The 16518-nt window shown below is 45.7% G+C and carries 15 protein-coding genes and 1 other RNA gene; 4 read left to right on the top strand and 12 right to left on the bottom strand.

Annotated elements, in window-relative coordinates:
* Positions 1-33 precede the first annotated feature (33 nt).
* On the top strand, positions 34-1305 hold the full coding sequence (locus EZJ49_RS06700; RefSeq protein WP_262555347.1) for a DEAD/DEAH box helicase: 1272 nt from the start codon (positions 34-36) through the stop codon (positions 1303-1305).
* 15 nt (positions 1306-1320) lie between these two features.
* On the opposite strand, the gene EZJ49_RS06695 is transcribed toward EZJ49_RS06700, so the two are convergent.
* Together EZJ49_RS06695 and EZJ49_RS06690 are read right to left on the bottom strand one after the other, a co-directional pair.
* Complete coding sequence (locus tag EZJ49_RS06695; RefSeq protein WP_262555346.1) at positions 1321-1806, bottom strand: DUF6790 family protein; 486 nt, start codon at positions 1804-1806, stop codon at positions 1321-1323.
* Between the two features lie 14 nt (positions 1807-1820).
* Positions 1821-2015 (bottom strand): hypothetical protein, encoded by a 195-nt coding sequence (locus EZJ49_RS06690; RefSeq protein WP_262555345.1) that lies wholly within the window; start codon positions 2013-2015, stop codon positions 1821-1823.
* 207 nt (positions 2016-2222) lie between these two features.
* Between EZJ49_RS06690 and EZJ49_RS06685 the strand changes: the two genes are divergently transcribed.
* A complete protein-coding gene (locus EZJ49_RS06685) occupies positions 2223-3380 on the top strand; it encodes a DUF2570 domain-containing protein (RefSeq protein ID WP_262555344.1) in 1158 nt (385 codons plus the stop codon).
* Positions 3381-3817: 437 nt separating this feature from the next.
* Here EZJ49_RS06685 and EZJ49_RS06680 read toward each other — a convergent pair whose 3' ends face one another.
* Positions 3818-4135 carry a winged helix-turn-helix transcriptional regulator gene (locus EZJ49_RS06680; RefSeq protein WP_262555343.1) on the bottom strand — a complete coding sequence of 106 codons (318 nt, stop codon included), beginning with the start codon at positions 4133-4135 and terminating at the stop codon, positions 3818-3820.
* Between the two features lie 88 nt (positions 4136-4223).
* Here EZJ49_RS06680 and EZJ49_RS06675 point away from each other — a divergent pair, with 88 nt between their 5' ends.
* Entirely contained in the window at positions 4224-5000 is a 777-nt protein-coding gene (locus EZJ49_RS06675) for a pirin family protein (RefSeq protein WP_262555342.1), read from the top strand.
* Between the two features lie 32 nt (positions 5001-5032).
* Here EZJ49_RS06675 and EZJ49_RS06670 read toward each other — a convergent pair whose 3' ends face one another.
* Complete coding sequence (locus EZJ49_RS06670; protein ID WP_262555341.1) at positions 5033-5803, bottom strand: MBL fold metallo-hydrolase; 771 nt, start codon at positions 5801-5803, stop codon at positions 5033-5035.
* A gap of 104 nt (positions 5804-5907) precedes the next feature.
* On the opposite strand from EZJ49_RS06670, the gene EZJ49_RS06665 reads away from it, so the two are divergent.
* Positions 5908-6867 carry a GlxA family transcriptional regulator gene (locus EZJ49_RS06665; RefSeq protein ID WP_262555340.1) on the top strand — a complete coding sequence of 320 codons (960 nt, stop codon included), beginning with the start codon at positions 5908-5910 and terminating at the stop codon, positions 6865-6867.
* A 5-nt stretch (positions 6868-6872) separates the two neighbouring features.
* On the opposite strand, the gene EZJ49_RS06660 is transcribed toward EZJ49_RS06665, so the two are convergent.
* From EZJ49_RS06660 to EZJ49_RS06625, 8 genes are all read right to left on the bottom strand, one after another.
* Entirely contained in the window at positions 6873-7409 is a 537-nt protein-coding gene (locus EZJ49_RS06660) for a class I SAM-dependent methyltransferase (RefSeq protein WP_262555339.1), read from the bottom strand.
* 214 nt (positions 7410-7623) lie between these two features.
* Positions 7624-8274 carry a hypothetical protein gene (locus EZJ49_RS06655; protein ID WP_262555338.1) on the bottom strand — a complete coding sequence of 217 codons (651 nt, stop codon included), beginning with the start codon at positions 8272-8274 and terminating at the stop codon, positions 7624-7626.
* Between the two features lie 41 nt (positions 8275-8315).
* Positions 8316-9950, bottom strand: coding sequence for a hypothetical protein (locus EZJ49_RS06650; RefSeq protein WP_262555337.1), 1635 nt, complete (start codon positions 9948-9950; stop codon positions 8316-8318).
* A 42-nt stretch (positions 9951-9992) separates the two neighbouring features.
* Entirely contained in the window at positions 9993-12794 is a 2802-nt protein-coding gene (locus EZJ49_RS06645) for a hypothetical protein (RefSeq protein WP_262555336.1), read from the bottom strand.
* Positions 12784-13455 carry a hypothetical protein gene (locus tag EZJ49_RS06640; RefSeq protein ID WP_262555335.1) on the bottom strand — a complete coding sequence of 224 codons (672 nt, stop codon included), beginning with the start codon at positions 13453-13455 and terminating at the stop codon, positions 12784-12786. The genes EZJ49_RS06645 and EZJ49_RS06640 overlap by 11 nt, the downstream gene beginning before the upstream one ends.
* Before the next feature lie 186 nt (positions 13456-13641).
* Positions 13642-13987, bottom strand: a transfer-messenger RNA (tmRNA) gene (gene ssrA, locus EZJ49_RS06635).
* A 333-nt stretch (positions 13988-14320) separates the two neighbouring features.
* Positions 14321-15457, bottom strand: coding sequence for a TIGR02147 family protein (locus tag EZJ49_RS06630; RefSeq protein WP_262555334.1), 1137 nt, complete (start codon positions 15455-15457; stop codon positions 14321-14323).
* 158 nt (positions 15458-15615) lie between these two features.
* Positions 15616-16509, bottom strand: coding sequence for a hypothetical protein (locus EZJ49_RS06625; RefSeq protein ID WP_262555333.1), 894 nt, complete (start codon positions 16507-16509; stop codon positions 15616-15618).
* Positions 16510-16518: the final 9 nt, after the last annotated feature.

Below are 16518 nucleotides of genomic sequence, written 5' to 3'. Positions count from 1 at the left end.
CCCGGGCCGGGTCATGGTAGGGTCGGCCCCATTATGAATAACTTTACAAATTTCGGCCTTTTAGACTCCCTGATTAAAACTCTGACTGAAAAACGCATCACCAAACCCACCGAGATTCAGAACAACACCCTGCCCCTGTTAATGAGCGGACAATCCGTCGTTGGTGTTTCTGAAACAGGCAGCGGTAAAACCTTGGCTTATGCCCTTCCGATGCTGCATCTTTTGAAATCCCTGGAAGATTCCGGTGAACCGATCACAGCTGAGTCCGCCCCACGTGCAATTGTTATGGTGCCAACTCGGGAACTGGGCGAACAGGTTTCCAAAGTCTTTAAAACACTGACCCACGACACACGCCTTAGAGTTCGTCCTGCACTGGGCGGTATGGCGATGGAACAAGCGCGCAGAAACACCTCTGGAATGTTTGAAATCCTGCTGGCGACTCCGGGCCGCTTGGCGCAGTTGATGGATATGGATAAAATTGATCTGAAAGACGTTCGTATGCTGGTCTTTGACGAAGCCGATCAAATGATGGATCAGGGGTTCCTGGCAGATTCCAACAAGGTTTATTATTCCTGCCCTAAGGATGTTCAGTTGGCTCTTTTCTCTGCCACTGTTTCCCCGGCGGTTCAGGATCTGATTAACGATCTTTTTGCTGATGCAGAAGTCATCCGTAGTTCCGGCAGTGGCAAGGTTGTTAAAAGCCTAACGACGAAGAATCTGACCGTCAAAGATGGCGACCGATGGGCACACTTGGATAAAATTCTGGCTCAAAAAGTTGATGGCGGAACAATCCTGTTTACCAACACGCGCGAACAATGTGACAAGTTGGCCAAAGACCTTGAAGCCAAAGGCTTTGAAGTTGCTGTTTATCGCGGCGAAATGGAAAAGAACGATCGCCGTGCGAACCTTAAAAAATTCGCTGATGGCAAAATCAAACTACTGGTGGCAACGGATCTTGCCGGCCGCGGGTTGGATATTCAGAACGTGGACCGGGTTATTAACTTCCACCTGCCACGACAAATGGAAAACTATCTGCACCGCGCAGGTCGTACTGCGCGTGCGGGCCGCAAGGGCACGGTCATTAATTTAGTCACAGAACGTGATGAGCTTTTGATTAACAAACTTGAGGGTCGCGGCGGGAAAAGGGAAATTGATTCTTCCAAGTACAATTCCCACCCTCGCGCGAAAGAAAAGACGGCGACTGCCAAAAAACCGGCCACTGCAAAAACAACAGCAGCCAAAAAAATCAATCCGTTCAAAAAACCAAAAAAGAAGCTGGGCTTCCAGCGTCCTACAGCAAAGTAGGACCTGTTCGGTTCTTTAAGCGAAGGCCTTCTTTCGGGAGGCCTTCAGCAGCCATGTAATCATCAAGACCGGTCTGATAATAGTGATGACCAACAACAAGCCTCCGTTACCCGGAGAGAAGTTTCCAGCCTCTACAATCTCTCGTACATGCCCGATCGCCGCCCCGACAAAGAAGAGCGAAGCGAAGGTCACTACAGCGGCTTTAAAAGGCAGTGGACGCCGGAAGGCCATAATCCCAATCACGCCCAATGCAAAGTCACTGACACCGACTTCATACTGAAATGGTGAAACCTGCCAGCCGATGAATCCCGCCGCCACCTGTGGCAGGAAGATATGGAAAAGTCCCACCCAGACGCCATCCACACCGACCGAAAGCAGCAGCAGCCATTTTAGATAATCTTCGGCAGTGCGCTTGGTGGTGAATGTCGGAACCAAAAGTGCCACAAAAAACAGAATTGATGGCAAATTGGACAGTACAAAACGAATTACATGTTCAATCATATTTATCCTTAAATTTAGTGCTTACCATCGGCTGCGTGCATTTTCTTAAGAACCATCGCCAATGTTTCCGCATCCACCCCTGCACGTTTCATCAGTGCTTTTGCACGATCAAAATCATCTGAATCAATCGCCTCAAAGAACGCATCAAGCTTGTTGATTTCAGCAAGTTTCTCAAGAACCAGTGTGCCTTCAAAATCGCTTTCTTCCATACACATCCCCTCTGTCGCTATATTCTTTCGTAAACCCTTGGCTGGAATCAACTGTTCTATGCTGCCGGAACCCCGGCAGAAAACTTACCGAGATCCCGGCAATGCCGATTATCCGGCAGTCAAAAATGATCGTAACTATATGAAATCACTTAAAAATAACCTTGGCACAGCCTTCGCTATAAAGAAAAGACATCAAGGAGACTTACCATGTTAAATATAAAGAAAACCATCATGACACCCACTCTTTTGCTTTCGTTGATCACAGGTCCGGTGGCTTTGGCAGGAACCACCGATCGCTGTAAACCCATGCCCACCGTAAAAGAACTGCGCACATTGAACAGACATATCCCCACCGGTCCTGCAAGCTCAGCTATGGCCGACAGTTCAAGTGATGCCTTCAAAGATCTTATGACGGCAATTGCACAAGATGCAGGTGGAGAAACCAGCGGCGTCCTGGCGGGCTGGGTTTTAAATGCTTTAATGGGCGGACAAACAAACAAAGACCTGGAAGAAATTAAAAATGATCTGAAAAAACAAGAACAGATGTTAACGGCCATCCAAGCACAGCTGAACTCCCTTTCTGAACAGATGAAACAAGAAAGCCAAGCCATCATGGATGAAGTCGAAAAAGCACACTATGAAGATCTGGTCAGTACACTAAACGAACCTATCTCCAATATTCTCGCCTACTATCAACAGCTCACTTGGCTTGCACAAGAAGATCCTTCTTGTGATCACAAAGCCGAAGCCGCACAGGTTCGCGACAATATCATTAACAATGTTCTGCCTCATCTGATTCAAATCAACATGGTGCTGACTGGGCAGCAAGGCAGTGGAACTGTGACTCCGGCGATTGACTACTGGCGCGATCTGGTTCTGAAGAAAACTCCGGGATACGGATCTGCTTACTCTGCTTATCCTCGTTTCGTAAGCAACCGTTATTTGAAACCTATGAATATGTTCATGGACTACTACAAGCGTGTTCAAGCTCTGGCGACTGTTTTAGCTATGGAAGCTTACCATGCTCAATCCACGCCGGATGTGCAAATGGCTCAACACTATCTTGATCTTTATAACACGAATATCGCAGGACAGTTGCAACAGGCACAGATCCCAGGCGTCAACCTGCCCGATGACAACCTGGTCATTGATACTCAGAATAACCTCATGTGGACATATATGCCCGTTCTAAAGGGGTGGGACAATGCCGGATTGTGGGAAGCTTATAAAGCCAATTCGCCCAGCGAACATTTTGCCTGGGATGCTGCGGTAGGTCCTCCAGAGTCATACAGACGGCCTTTGGGGGCCGTGGATGATTTCACTGTGTCGCTGGAGATAGAAAAAAACCGATCCAAGGTGATTTGAGAATCTTCCGTTTCTGACAAACGTGACAGCAGTTTTTCGTAATCCTGCTGAGCTTTGGTGGATTCAAGGTTTGACAGGTGACAAGTGGCAATCCCAAAACAGGCCAGCGCCGGGATCATAACGATAAAGGCCACAACTTGAACAGTGCTAATGCTGGGAAGAGCAAGACTGCCAATCACAAAAAGAGCTGACAGGAATAGAACTGCAATTAAAGAAATCAGAGTCAGCTTATTCTGAAGCTTCCAGAAGCTAAAGTATTCTGTCGTTTTTTTCGTTTCACGCAAATCCAATGAGCGCCTCACAACACAATCAATTCGGGAATCATATCCAACGGGGCTGTATCATTGCAAGTAAACTGCATCTGTGGACATTACAATAGTTACCACACATCGTGGCAAGCTATTAACCATTCGCAGATCTTCTACGAGCACCTCGACTTATAACCACTTGTTGCCGAATTTCGCCATGGAATCAAAGACGGCCGAAAGGCCTTTGCCCTTTTCGGTCAGCGAGTATTCAACCCGTGGCGGGACCTCGGCATAGACTTTTCTGGCGACCAGGCCCTGATCTTCCAATTCGGTCAGGCGCTCGGTCAGGGTTTTGGGACTGATCGAACCCAAAGAGCGACGAAGCTGGTTAAACCGGACGACTTTGTTTGCCAGCAAATCTCTAAAAATGAGAATCGTCCATTTTCCATCCAGGATCATCGCGGTCTTATACACCGGGCAGGCCTCCAATGATTTACTTTTCGCCATTAGTTCACTCCAGGAAACTAGTTTCCAAAATACCCCTACTTTACTAAATATACCACCTGCCCCAGAATAGCATAAGGAGCCACGAAGAATGAGAAAAAGATTCGCCGTCCTGATCGGCATCAGCGTCCTTGTTGTTATGGCTTTGTTTCAATTTGTGACTTTAGGAGACAGTTCTATGAATTCAAAACTATCCGACATTCAAGTAAGGCCTTGTTCGCAATTGCCGGAAATGAATCTGGGCTGGCTGTCTTTAAAAGATCACTTTATCGCCACGGTCGGCCCTTATTCAGGCCGTGGTGAACAATTAAAAAATCTGCTGGTTTTGGCGGATGCAAAAATTCAACCTAAAAGCCGCTTTCCCGATCATCCCCACAACGACATGGAAATTCTGACTTGGGTGGTGCACGGAAAGCTTCAGCACTTGGACAACAAAGGAACCAATCAGGAAGTTCCGGCTGAACATCTGCAACTGATGAGTGCGCGTGACGGAATCTTTCACGCAGAAGGAAATCTAAGCAACGAACCTTTGCGTCTGTTGCAGATCTGGATTCTGCCAAACTCAAAATCCGGAACACCTGTAGTGCAACAGGCGGGTTTGAATGGAAGTGGGTTTAATCTGCTGGCGGCGCCAGCCTCCGCACCCCTGATCATTAGGCAAGATGTGTGGTTGTACGCCGCTAAAATCGACGGCGATGAGCAGACCTTTGACATTCCGGAAGACAAGTTTGCCTATGCCGTTTCAATCGGGGATCTTTCCTGGAATGGCAAAGCAGTCAAAGATGGCGATGGCCTTGTTATCCAAAATGGAAAGCTTGCGATCAAAGGCACCGGCCAAGCCATTGTGATATTACAGAATAAAAACTAAAGAGGGATTTGACCACGCGAAGCGGTTACCAATTAGAATTCCATTTGCTCTCCGTCCGCGGGCACTAACAAACGGGATAGCATGCCATGCTTTTCCCCCACTTCCCGCACCTGCTGGCGAGTGACCGGACAGTGATCCAAAGCCTCCAGATGATTGACGACTAAAGTTCCCGAAAAAAGTTTCAGCATCGGCAGTACATCATCCAGTCCCATGATGATCTCTCCACCGATATCAAACCTGGCTCCGCCACCGGGCATGACCACAACGTCGGGTTTAAAGTGACTTAGAGCGCTCTGAACTTCATTTGAAAGAATCGAATCCCCCACGACATACACTCGGGGATGCCCCGGAAGATCCAAAACATAGCCGTATCCATGTGCCATGAAAGACCCCACAAGCCCCTCACCATGCAAACAAGGGACAAGCGAAATCTCGCCCCCGGCAAAAGAGTTTTTCTTGTCGGGAATAAGCATCTGCACATCAAAACCCAGTTTCTTTAAGAACTTCTCGTCATCAGACTGACACAACACCGGAAGCCTTCGGCTTTTTATCCATTTGATTGCTTTCTGATCCAGATGGTCGAAATGTCCTTTCTGGCAGTGCGTGATCAAAACATGGGTCACAGTGTTCAGGACCTGATCTGTTCCATCGGGAAGTTCCACCAATGGGTTTCGACGACGGTTCTTGGTGAGCCATTTCAAACTGGGAATTCTGCCCGCCCGACAAAGCATCGGATCCACCAGAATTTTCTGGGCCCCGTAATCCAACAAAATCGTGGCGTTTCTGATCTGACGAATTTTCACGAAGAACCTCCTGATAGCCTATTGTCAGCTATTTGGTTCAAAGGTAAAATGTCACAAATAGACATAATAAGGTCATTTACGGACATCAATAAACGGAGGCGCCCATGATCAAAATCGGACTGTTGGCTTATCCACAGTGTCTGCCTTCGGGACTGCTGGCGGGACTGGATTTCTTTAAAGCCGCCAATCTTATTCTGGGTAAACAGGCCTTTTCAGCCAAAATCGTGGGGCTAAAAAAAGCCCCGGTCCGCTGCGCTCACAACCAGGAACTGAGCCCCGAGATGGCCATCGATGATTTCGATCCGGATGTCATTGTGGTGCCGGGATTTTGGACCTCATCCTTGAAAGATGCCCAAAAAGGTTTGTCCTTAAATGAAAAGTTACAGCAGTACTTGGATACTCTTCCAAAGAACAAGGTGATCTGGAGCTACTGCGCCGGAGTTCTATTTCACGCACGTACAGGACGACTGAACCGCAAGTCCGCTACCGCCACCTGGTGGTTGATGAAGGGACTTGAAGAAAATTTTCCGAATGTTCAGTGGGACTGCAATAAGGTTCTAAGCCTGGCGGCGAAAGACCTGACCGCCGCGGGTGCCAACGGCTACTTCCCCATTTTTGAACAGGCCATTAAGTCTGTCGGCAATGACCGAGCGCTGGCAGAGGTCCAAAAATACCTGATGACACCTGTACAGATGCAAAAGCACGATCCGTTTTACGAATTGGAGCTGGCTTCTTCCGCCAATGATAAGTTTGTGAAAATCAAGAGTCTGATTGAACGAACTCCGGCCAGTGAAGTTCACACCGAACTGGTGGCCGAAAAACTAGCCATCTCGACCAAAACACTTTCCCGATATTTTAAGAAGGAACTGAACTGGACACCGTCGAAATTCTTCCGACTGGTGAAGTTCAATCAAGCGGCAAAGCTTTTAACCAGCACGGATCTTTCCCTGGGCGAAATCTGCGAAAAGCTGGGATTTCCTGACGAATCGAACTTCCGCCGGGGGTTTAAGAACGCCATCGATCTGACCCCGGCAGAATATAAGCAAAGATTTAAAAGGATCTAGCTGATCTACTTCTTTCTTACGAATTTCAATTTACGGAACTGCAGCATGCGGTTGTTCGCTGGCATTTCGAAGTCTTTCACAAACTCAAAGCCGTTCTTAAACATCGCAGCCAAGACGTCTTCGAAGCTGCGGATACCACTTTGTGGATCGCGTTCACGCAGGGATTTATCAAATTCTTCATTGCTGGGGGTTGTGAACTTGCCGTTATAGTTGAACGGCCCATAGATCAGAACCTTCCCGCCTTCTTCCAGACGGCCGGCGATAAGTTTGATGAAGGTCTTACATTCTTTCCAGTGCATGATATGGAAGGTATTGATCGTCAGAATGACGTCAAAAGTACGAATCGGGAAATCATCTTCACCCACGGTCATACGGAATGGGGTGTTGATGTTCGGGATTTCACTTTGCTTGATGCGTTCACGCAACATCGGCAGGTTTTCAGCCACCTCTGTCGGGGTCCATTCCATCTTGGGGAAAAACGGAGCCAGGTAAACCGCGTGTTGCCCGGTCCCTGCGCCAACTTCCAGCAGACTCCTTTTCACTGGAGTTAAAAAATAAAGCTGTGCTAAACCCTCCCCCAGTTTGCAGGAGGTTGTGATGGCATGGTTTAAAAACTTGCGAGAACTCTTGGGTCATAAAGCCTACAATAGACATAGAAAAACTATCGTAAAACGAAGCGTACTTATCCAGTTCACTAAATACAAGATGCTCGCGGTATTCCTTCGCATCAGTCGCTGTAAATTTCTTTCTCATCTACTAGCTCATTCGACGCATTTCTGCTTCTGCTTCATTCTTATATTCAAACAAAAAATGGAGATGACTTACTACGCAATCTAAGAAAAAGGATAACTTGTCAATGGCTCCTGAAAAGGACTCAAGATTTAAAATGCGTAACTCTTGATCGATTGAGCCTTCACCCTTTTTGTTTTTGGCATATCTAAAGTTGATTCCTTCTGGGTCCAAGCACACCAATTCCATGATTACTCTCTCAGCGTTTTTAATCTCAGAGGCATCTGGACATTGTCCTGTCACTTTTTTCACTTCCGCTAATACGCTTTTTAACTCACTCCAAAGTTTATCTATTGAGTGAATGTTGGGAACACTCTGCGACCGGTCTAAAAATTCAAAACCGTATCCGATCGCCTCTTTGAGCTGCAATTCAATATGATGTCTAAAGTTAAACACTATTGGATAAACTAAAATATCCTGCTGAGATCGATTGTCCCGTATTGCTTCGATACCCACCTGAGCCATTGCCTTGAACCCGCGCGTGTATGCCCCGGTCATATCTGGGGCAAAATTCAGACATGAGTTCATCATCCAGTTAGGCGATTTTTTAAATATACTATCTGATTCTTTAAGGCTTTTTCCTTGTAACCATTCTTCAGAACTACATTCATTGGCCATTAGAATCATCTCCTATTTCAACTTCCAACACAAACTCATCGTTACGGCTTTTGGACTTGATCTACCGAAAAGTAGAACCGTCCGGGCTTGCGCCTTAACCCTTCCGCCGGATAGGTCAAAACTAACCTTAAATTCCTTTTGTCATACGTCCATCCTGCCATTAGGCACGCTTCTGCGACTGCGGGGTTTTCGGAATATACCCAAGCGTAATACTTTTTAGTCCAAGCAAGAACAGCTTTGTGAAGAGCAAGATTTGAGTGTAGGCGCTCCCTCTTAGCTTCTAAACCCATGACATTTAAACAATATCCCAAAATCTTTGCGCCTTTGAAATTAACAAAATCGTTCATCCTTGTAATTTCGTCATACACAAGTCGACGAAACTTAAAGTGTATTATTTGAGTGGCTTCTCCGCTTTCCCTTGCGGAGCAAAATAAATCAGTCCACACGGAATTGTGTTGAATTCTCCAGCATGTTCCGCGCGGACTTGTTACGGTCGAAGCTGAATAGATAACTTCAAACATTAGACCAGCTATCATGTCGTATATAGTATCGAGATCTTGATGTTCTGATCTTTTAAGCCTGATTCCCTTAGGAATTGGTTTTTTATCAAGGAGTCTTATAGCATCTTTAATAAAATCAACGATTGCTCTAAGCTTACAAGAAGGTTCATCATTCCTTCCTACTGCTTCTACGCCATCTAATCTGTAAAGATCCCCCAGTGCATATTCTAGGTGACCTTTGGCCCTAAAAAAAACGAAAGCTTGTCGCTGATAGCCTTTAGATATGAAATCCTCTAAGGTCAAAAGGACAATACGACAGTAAGCTTCCCACTGTTTGTAATCCCAATCCATCATCTTCACGCCATCAGGATCGAGAAGAGTGCTGATGTTCTCAGCCATCTCTGCATTCCCGAACATAACTGAAGTTAAGGGCTTATGATATCCAAGTAAGCCAGATTTATATCCGGATTCCTCATGGTATAAAAATGAGTCTTTATTGCCGATCGCCTCCAGCACTATGTTTTTTGCAAATGTTTCTATGGGAAGACGATACTTTTTTGTCTTTGCGACATCCTCAAAAATGGCTAATGCAGTACGGGGAGAATACGCAACTATAGCACGGCAAAAACGAGCGTCCGCAATCAGTAGCAAGATTGCATTGGCAAACTCTTCAACTTTCTTAAGTTTTGGCGGAGCAGGGCTATTAGGATACCGCTCCCGCTCCTCTCTACCAAAATGAATCAATTTGTCTACTGAATGAGTAAGCTCATCTGCAACCACTGCCAATTCTTCTTGAGACCCATTAAGTATGGCCCGATACAAGACTCTGGCAAAACGTTGAGAATTAAGTCGCCCATAGACTGGTGGTTTAATAAAAGCAAACCAGGCCCATAAAAGAAAAGTAAGTAAGAACAAGACTCCCATAAGAGCCTGCCATATTGTCGGATTAAGAGGACCTACAGGAACAAACCATTCTTGGGCACGCCACAAGTCAGTTGCCAGGGCAAGTACCCCGAGCGCCGTCATTCCAAAGAAAGTTATCCCTTGGAGAGGGAGTGGGGCCGTTCTAATTCTAAATCGATAACGAACGTCGGCAATCGTCCATGCGAGCACCATTAAAGCTAGACCAGACAAAAATTCCGCAAATCCAAACAGTTTTGGATCTGTTGAACTCATTTGAACGAAGCACATCGGTCCGTAGCAAATTATCCCTTCCATCTATTTCACTTCTTTCAATAAGGATCCAAACTGATTTAAACCGTATGCACCCAATTTATGTATGGTTTTGATCGCCGTTTCGCGCGCCTCGGTCTTCAGAAGCTTCGGCAAAAGAATTTTTGCTTTTTCCAGCCAGCCATAAAATCCATAGTCTGCGACTCGGCAATCAACCATAAGGCGAAATACCTCTGCAACTTTTTGTGGATACTTCTCGGCCAAATCCAATAATCGCTCCATGACCATGTAGTCAGGAGTGATGTAATTACAAAGAGTTAAAACGGTTATTGCTTGGTCCAATGACCATTCATCATCAAACTGAGCAGATTTGAACCACCAACCAAACTCGGCTAACTCAGCTCGATCTTTTGGATCTTTCATCTTTTTGCATTCCTCGACTCTAAAGTTCCAGAAGCTAATTGAACGCTTCACAACGTTTGGATCAGGTTCGTACTTTTCATTTGCAAGCCCTCTACCAATCATATCCAAAGCCCTTTTCTTAAGTCTTGCATCGAGCTTAGAGTACAACTTAGACAGAATCTCAGAATCGAGTTCAAATTCACCGTAAAGAAAAAAAGAAATAAGATGATCCACCAATCTCTCATCAATCTTCTCAGGCCTGTCACCCTCACTTACCTCAAAACGATCTATTGCTAAAGAATAGTGATCTTTAAGTTCCTTAAAAACCTTTGTGTAAGGTTGATTAAAAAGTATATTCGCATCCCAGGCTGCCGCCCAGTATCCATCCAAATCTTTGTCTCTTGGGAGAATATTTTCTTTGGCCGCCTGAAACCACTTTGTGTTCAAGGGGAGTAGCCACGGAATCCAGCGACCGTAAATAGCGCGGACAGATTTTGATTTCTCAAAACGCAAATCAAGGTGTTTATCTAATGCAGAGAAAAGTTCAGGAGCTTTATCTATGGGAAGTTCATCTTTCGATAAACCAAGGTTTCTTCTTACCCAAAATCCATAGTGAATCGTGGCCTCCAAGGCAACCCCACGAATGCTATTGATGGCCGTCTGATAGTAGCCCTTGTCTGATGTGTACTTATCCTCTAATTCAACTTTGGGATGAATATCGGACAACCCTAATGACAAAATGTCCCATACCTTTTCCCTTAACGAGAAAGGGATTTCATTTGTTTCTGAAAGAAGACCGCGCTCCACAAGCCTACATGCCGCTTGACGAGACCAGCCCCAACTTGGATCTTTGTCGCCTCCTGGCTTAAATGCATCCTCTTCAGATTCATCATTCTGACCACTTGCCCACAGAAGAAAATCAATTACCTTTTCCCATTTGAACGGTTTCTTTTCAGCTAGGGCTTTTGAAAAACCTTCCACGATAGCGCGAACATATGTTTTTTCCCTAAACTGGAACTGCTCCATATTATCTGCAAATTCATCTAAGCGTTCAACTACAACGACTTGCAATTCTCTACCCAGTCCTTCAATCGTTGGACCAAAACCCCACTTCTCTGGAGGGGCCCAATCATCCAAATACTTTTTTAGATCTGCGGTTGGTAGAGACTTTAACTCAGCTGCGGATTTGGGACTTGAAGATCCGACCCAATCGGAGCTCATGTAATAATGAAAAGTTGGATTTTCAAGGTCACCGAACTTTGCATGCAACCGATCAAAGAGCTTTTTTTCATCTCCATCCAGAAACTGACGAATCATATAATAGTAATGATATCTGGAAATCTCATTGTCTTCTTCATTGATCTCTTCCGGTGCACTATCTTTGTTCCTATAAAAAACATCTGCCTCAATCATGGATAACAATTTTCTTCTGTCCGCATTGGACAACAGTGGGTAGCCCGTTTCAATGAGAAGAGCATACTCGTGCCAAACATCGAGGCAGTCGAAAAGTTGTTGATCGAGAATAAATTTTGAAACCAAATCGGCTCTTCCGCTCAATCGGACTATATGAAGACCAAGACGACTGAAAATCGGAAAAAATCCTGCTCGGAAATAATCACAAAGAGAAGCCACAAGTTCGGGAGCTTCGATCAAAAGCTCCTCAGATAGACCTCTAATCCAATTTACGATGATGTCTTTTAGGCCGTCATCATGGTTCTGATCAGAGCTTTCGATTGAGCCACGCCAAATGTAGCTTAAGTCTCTAAATTCACGGTCATCTTTATTTTCCTCAAATAGAATTGCCTGACGCAATTTTTCACAAAGGAGTTTTATTAAATTTACTTTATCCTCTTTATGAAAAGATGGTGCGATATCTTTTAGGGCCTCATCGTAATCCCATTCGTTACGGATAATAGGATCTGCACGCTTGATGAAACTGTTATCGTCGGTTTCTTTTTCAAACTTTCGGATACCAAGCAAGACGTCAGAAACCTGTAATGCTTCTTTTGAAAACCCACCAGCCCTTAATTGCACAATGTAAGCAGCAACCTTAGACGGTAGAAGAAAAAAATTTGTGTCATTGGAACCGAGCCACTGGACTATCTTTTTATAAAGATTCACTGAAACCGAAGGAGGCATCTTAAGAGCCGCATCCACAAAGTCTTCATGTACCCGAGGATTTTCAGTAGCTGGAACCTTTAGGATGATTTGCATCACTTTTTCAGGCTTCTCCGAAGCAATCTTAACAAGATATTTTGCGGGTGGCCAAAAAGGATACCGTACAGAGTCACCTTCTCTTAAAGGTTCACTTGGGCGATCAAACTGCTTTAGCTCATCCAAAGGCTCAAGCCAGTCGGGTGATTTTAAGTTTTCAAAGAAGAAATCATAGTCAGCCGTTCTCTGAATTTTACCGAGGGCAGCTGTTACATGTTCTTTAGTTGGCATTTGATTCTCCCTCCTCGATAATTTTCATGATGTCTTCGTGAACTTCAAACGTTCTGGGTTCAAGCCAATTAAGAAGAAAGTATTCGAAGTGTTTCAGATAGTCTAAAAAAATTGGCTCATCGGTCGGAGTATAATGCGCAGTTGTGGTGAAGTAGTCTTGATACTTGATCCATTCCTTCGTCTTCAGATCTTCGATATCGCTGGGCAAGGGTACAGAGCTAAAGTTTTGCTTCCTTATGACAGCTTGTACTGCATTTTTGCGGCCCCTCTTAATTTTTACCTCCGCGCCGAGCATAGATTCAATTTTTACAAGAAACTTTCGTAGGACTCCGTCAACTTCTCCGTTCCATTTCGGATCTCCGGGCCAACGACCCTTTGCGCACATATTTGTCCATTCTTGGTTTACATTATTGACGAAGTCCCCAAGTCTTTGCTTCGCACCGTCTTCAATAGGAACATCAATCACATCAGGAAGCTTGCCCATCATCTCCCGAATAGCATGTGCAGTTAAATGTATACGATCTTCATTGTCACTTTGAGAAAACACCTTAATAGCGGACATATACATTCGAGCTAGAGCTTCACTCTTTACTCTCAAAGCTTTATGAAGTTGAATTTGCATTGGCTCTAAAACTACAGCCGCATTTTCGCCGGTGGCCATCTGATCTATCTCCGTTGGCAATAAACAGATTAGTGTTAATATTTTTTTAACACAAAAGACAGCTCAGTTGTGAATAATCGGACTTAAATCTTAATAGCTAGATAACTTGTTAAAATCTGCGATGTTGTCTGAAAAAAGAAAACCCAAATATCCTCTGCGGAAATCTGGGTTCTCAAACTTGGGTAATGGTGGAGGCGGGGGGAATTGAACCCCCGTCCGCAAATGATCCACGATAAGGCGCTACATACTTAGTCAGTGTTTTAGATTGGTCCTCGGGCTTCCACAGACAAAATCCCTAAGACCTCTCCCCCAGTAAATTTAAGAGTGCATGCTGGAGAAAACCCAGCACTCCGAGGTCCCTAAATGACGATCAATCCAAGTGCGGAACCACCACAAGGTTGATCGTGCTGCTTAATTAAGCTGCAAGTGCGTAATCGTTGCCAATTACAAAGTGGACGTTTTTAACGAGGTCCTCATCCGCCCCGGTATGCTCCTTATGCTTCAGCACCCACGTCGAAGCCAGTACGCCCCCATAGTGTGTGAACATATCGCCTTCATTGTCCCTTAGTTTTGGACAAATGAAAACCGGTTATCCTTCCCATTTGAACACCCATTTTCAACGATTAAATTTTTCGTGACGCAGGACTTTTGTCTTGATTCGGTGGTGTCATCCTAACCAGATCCTAACGTTAGCAAGGGACAATTTACGCCAAATGGTTGAGATATCCACCATTTATAGGGCTATTCCACAGAGTTATCCACATTGTTGGCTGAAAAATGGGGCAAAACTGACACCAAAATTTAAGAATCTTAAATTTATCCGAGGGGCCGTCACGTTCGGTGACAGCCCTTAGATTATGCAAAATTAACGGAAAAGGTCGGCTGCGGAAGCCGCCGTTGCAGCAAGAGAACTTACATTCGAGCGGTCATTTTTCTGATCTTTAGCCGCTGCTGGAGCCGCCGGAGCTGCGGCTACCGGAACCGCAGGGGCTTGCTCAACCGCCACCGCCGCTACAACCGGAGTCTCGACAATCGGTGTTTCAGTCACGATATCCAAAGAGGACTTCATCACCGGCGCTTTCACTGCGGATTCAACCGCATTGGTCACCGGGAACAACTGAATGTTCAACTGATAAACTCTTTCGCCCTTGTCTTTCATACGTGCGATCGAGTTGTCCTTATGCAAAGCTTTTCTCATCTGACGAAGTTTGAATTTGATCTCTTCAAACTCTGTCTTGGTCAAAGACAATGTCAAAGTCCCGAATTCACGCTCTGTCGGCTGATCCTGATACAAGGACTCAAGCCCCAGGTACATCAACTGGGACTGAAGCTTACGAACCAAAGCCACCGGGATTTCTTCCGGGGACTCAGTCAGGTTGCGAGCTTTTTTAAGCTCCCCAGTCACTTCATCACGACGAAGATCGCCAGAGCCGATAAGTGTGGACAGTGCATGATCAATTTCATCTTCAGAAGCTTTGCCACGCAGAAGGTTTTTCAAGGTCGCCGTATCAAAGGACACGCCTTCCTGATCGATCATCGCATAGATAATCCAAGCCACCCAGTTCGGAACCTTTTCCCAGGTCTTGCGATCAATTTCGCCGGATTTCAGCTTCCCAGCCACGCGATGTTCACTCAATTTCTTAAGGTACATATTACGTTCAGCAGGGTCCATGGCTTGCGTGAACTGCACCAACAGACGGAATTCCTCTGTTTGGTCCTTCATAAAGCCCAACGCCTTACCGAACTTGCCGATCATGTCGTCGGAAAGATTTCTTTTCCCTTCGATGATCATCTTTAAGTAATTCGGCGACTTGATATTAGCTGCGGCAGAAAAAACGGCATACGTATAAGCACGCAAAGAGCCCTTGGAGGCCTTACGTTTATACAGATAGAAATCACCCAGGAACTGGCGATAGTTCATATAATCAGATAGTACGGGCGGAACGAGCGAACCCTTTGAAATTTCTTTGCCTTTGCTAAACTCTGGCTGATGGTTTTGCATAGAAATGGTTCTCCTTTGCACCAAACTAGTTCACCTGATTTGAACACCCAAAACAAGCGGATTTGTATGCAAAGACCGTTACGTTATCGCAAAGCACAAAAAAAGGCCCCCGAAACCGAGGGCCTTTCCAAGTCGATTGAGTTTTGAAGGCAAAAATCCTAGCGACGAGTCAGCTTCAAAGTCACCGCGCGCACATCCAAGTCTCCGCGAGTGTAAAGAACGATGCTGGAAGCTGTCTGACCGATCACAGCATTTTGTGGGTTTACAGTCAGACGACGGCTGTAACGATCCACTTGCAGTGTTTGGCCTTGATTGAAACCGTTAATCAAAAGATCCACCAGCGCCACGTTGTAAACCGCATTGGCGTCGATCTCGATAGCCTGGATTCTATAACCACGGTAGCGGTTCATATCCAAGTAAGCACCCAGATCCAAACGGTCATTGCCATACAAACGACGGTTCACATACAAAGGAACGTCGATAGTGCGACCCGGATTTGTCGGAGGCTGGTAAGAACGCTCACGCAAATTCACGGTCACAGATTCAATTTGCGCATTACCACGGATTTCCAACTGCAAAGTGCGGATGTCTTCACCCAAAACCGCGCGGTACTGAGGGCGAAGTAGAACCGCCCCTTGCGGAGAATAAACTGATTCGTTCATGCGGCCGTCGGTCAACAAAGCCACTTCTGTATTGTAACCGCTGCTGCGGAACTGAGCTTCCACAGATTCAACTTCATACCCACGATAGTTTTCGCCAATCCCCGCCAACTGACGAAGCTGAAGGGTTTCATTGTTCACACGGCGATTCAGATAGATAACCTTGCGTTCTTGGCGACCATAGCTTCCGCCATTGCCGAAATCATCCTGACCAGGATAACCGGGACCGAAGTCACCACCCGGGCCAAAATCACCCGGGAAACCAGGGCCCACATCAGGCGTTGGAATCGGAGCACCTGGGCGAGGAGCGCCCGGCACAATATAAGCCTCCGCTGCGGTCGTGAATAATGTAATGGCTGCAAATGAAAGTAAAAGGCTGCGTTTTAGAGTCATTATGTCCCC

Source organism: Bdellovibrio bacteriovorus (genome assembly GCF_025558485.1).
Classification (GTDB): Bacteria; Bdellovibrionota; Bdellovibrionia; order Bdellovibrionales; family Bdellovibrionaceae; genus Bdellovibrio; species Bdellovibrio bacteriovorus_G.
The sequence above is the reverse complement of the archived record's forward strand: the minus strand, read 5'-3'. Positions and strand labels throughout refer to the sequence as shown.

Excerpts from the sequence above, each read along its gene's own strand:
- EZJ49_RS06700 (WP_262555347.1), top strand. The coding sequence starts at position 34 with ATGAATAACTTTACAAATTTCGGCCTTTTAGACTCCCTGATTAAAACT.
- EZJ49_RS06695 (WP_262555346.1), bottom strand. The coding sequence starts at position 1,806 with ATGATTGAACATGTAATTCGTTTTGTACTGTCCAATTTGCCATCAATT.
- EZJ49_RS06690 (WP_262555345.1), bottom strand. The coding sequence starts at position 2,015 with ATGGAAGAAAGCGATTTTGAAGGCACACTGGTTCTTGAGAAACTTGCT.
- EZJ49_RS06685 (WP_262555344.1), top strand. The coding sequence starts at position 2,223 with ATGTTAAATATAAAGAAAACCATCATGACACCCACTCTTTTGCTTTCG.
- EZJ49_RS06680 (WP_262555343.1), bottom strand. The coding sequence starts at position 4,135 with ATGGCGAAAAGTAAATCATTGGAGGCCTGCCCGGTGTATAAGACCGCG.
- EZJ49_RS06675 (WP_262555342.1), top strand. The coding sequence starts at position 4,224 with ATGAGAAAAAGATTCGCCGTCCTGATCGGCATCAGCGTCCTTGTTGTT.
- EZJ49_RS06665 (WP_262555340.1), top strand. The coding sequence starts at position 5,908 with ATGATCAAAATCGGACTGTTGGCTTATCCACAGTGTCTGCCTTCGGGA.
- EZJ49_RS06655 (WP_262555338.1), bottom strand. The coding sequence starts at position 8,274 with ATGGCCAATGAATGTAGTTCTGAAGAATGGTTACAAGGAAAAAGCCTT.
- EZJ49_RS06650 (WP_262555337.1), bottom strand. The coding sequence starts at position 9,950 with ATGAGTTCAACAGATCCAAAACTGTTTGGATTTGCGGAATTTTTGTCT.
- EZJ49_RS06645 (WP_262555336.1), bottom strand. The coding sequence starts at position 12,794 with ATGCCAACTAAAGAACATGTAACAGCTGCCCTCGGTAAAATTCAGAGA.
- EZJ49_RS06640 (WP_262555335.1), bottom strand. The coding sequence starts at position 13,455 with ATGGCCACCGGCGAAAATGCGGCTGTAGTTTTAGAGCCAATGCAAATT.
- EZJ49_RS06630 (WP_262555334.1), bottom strand. The coding sequence starts at position 15,457 with ATGCAAAACCATCAGCCAGAGTTTAGCAAAGGCAAAGAAATTTCAAAG.
- EZJ49_RS06625 (WP_262555333.1), bottom strand. The coding sequence starts at position 16,509 with ATGACTCTAAAACGCAGCCTTTTACTTTCATTTGCAGCCATTACATTA.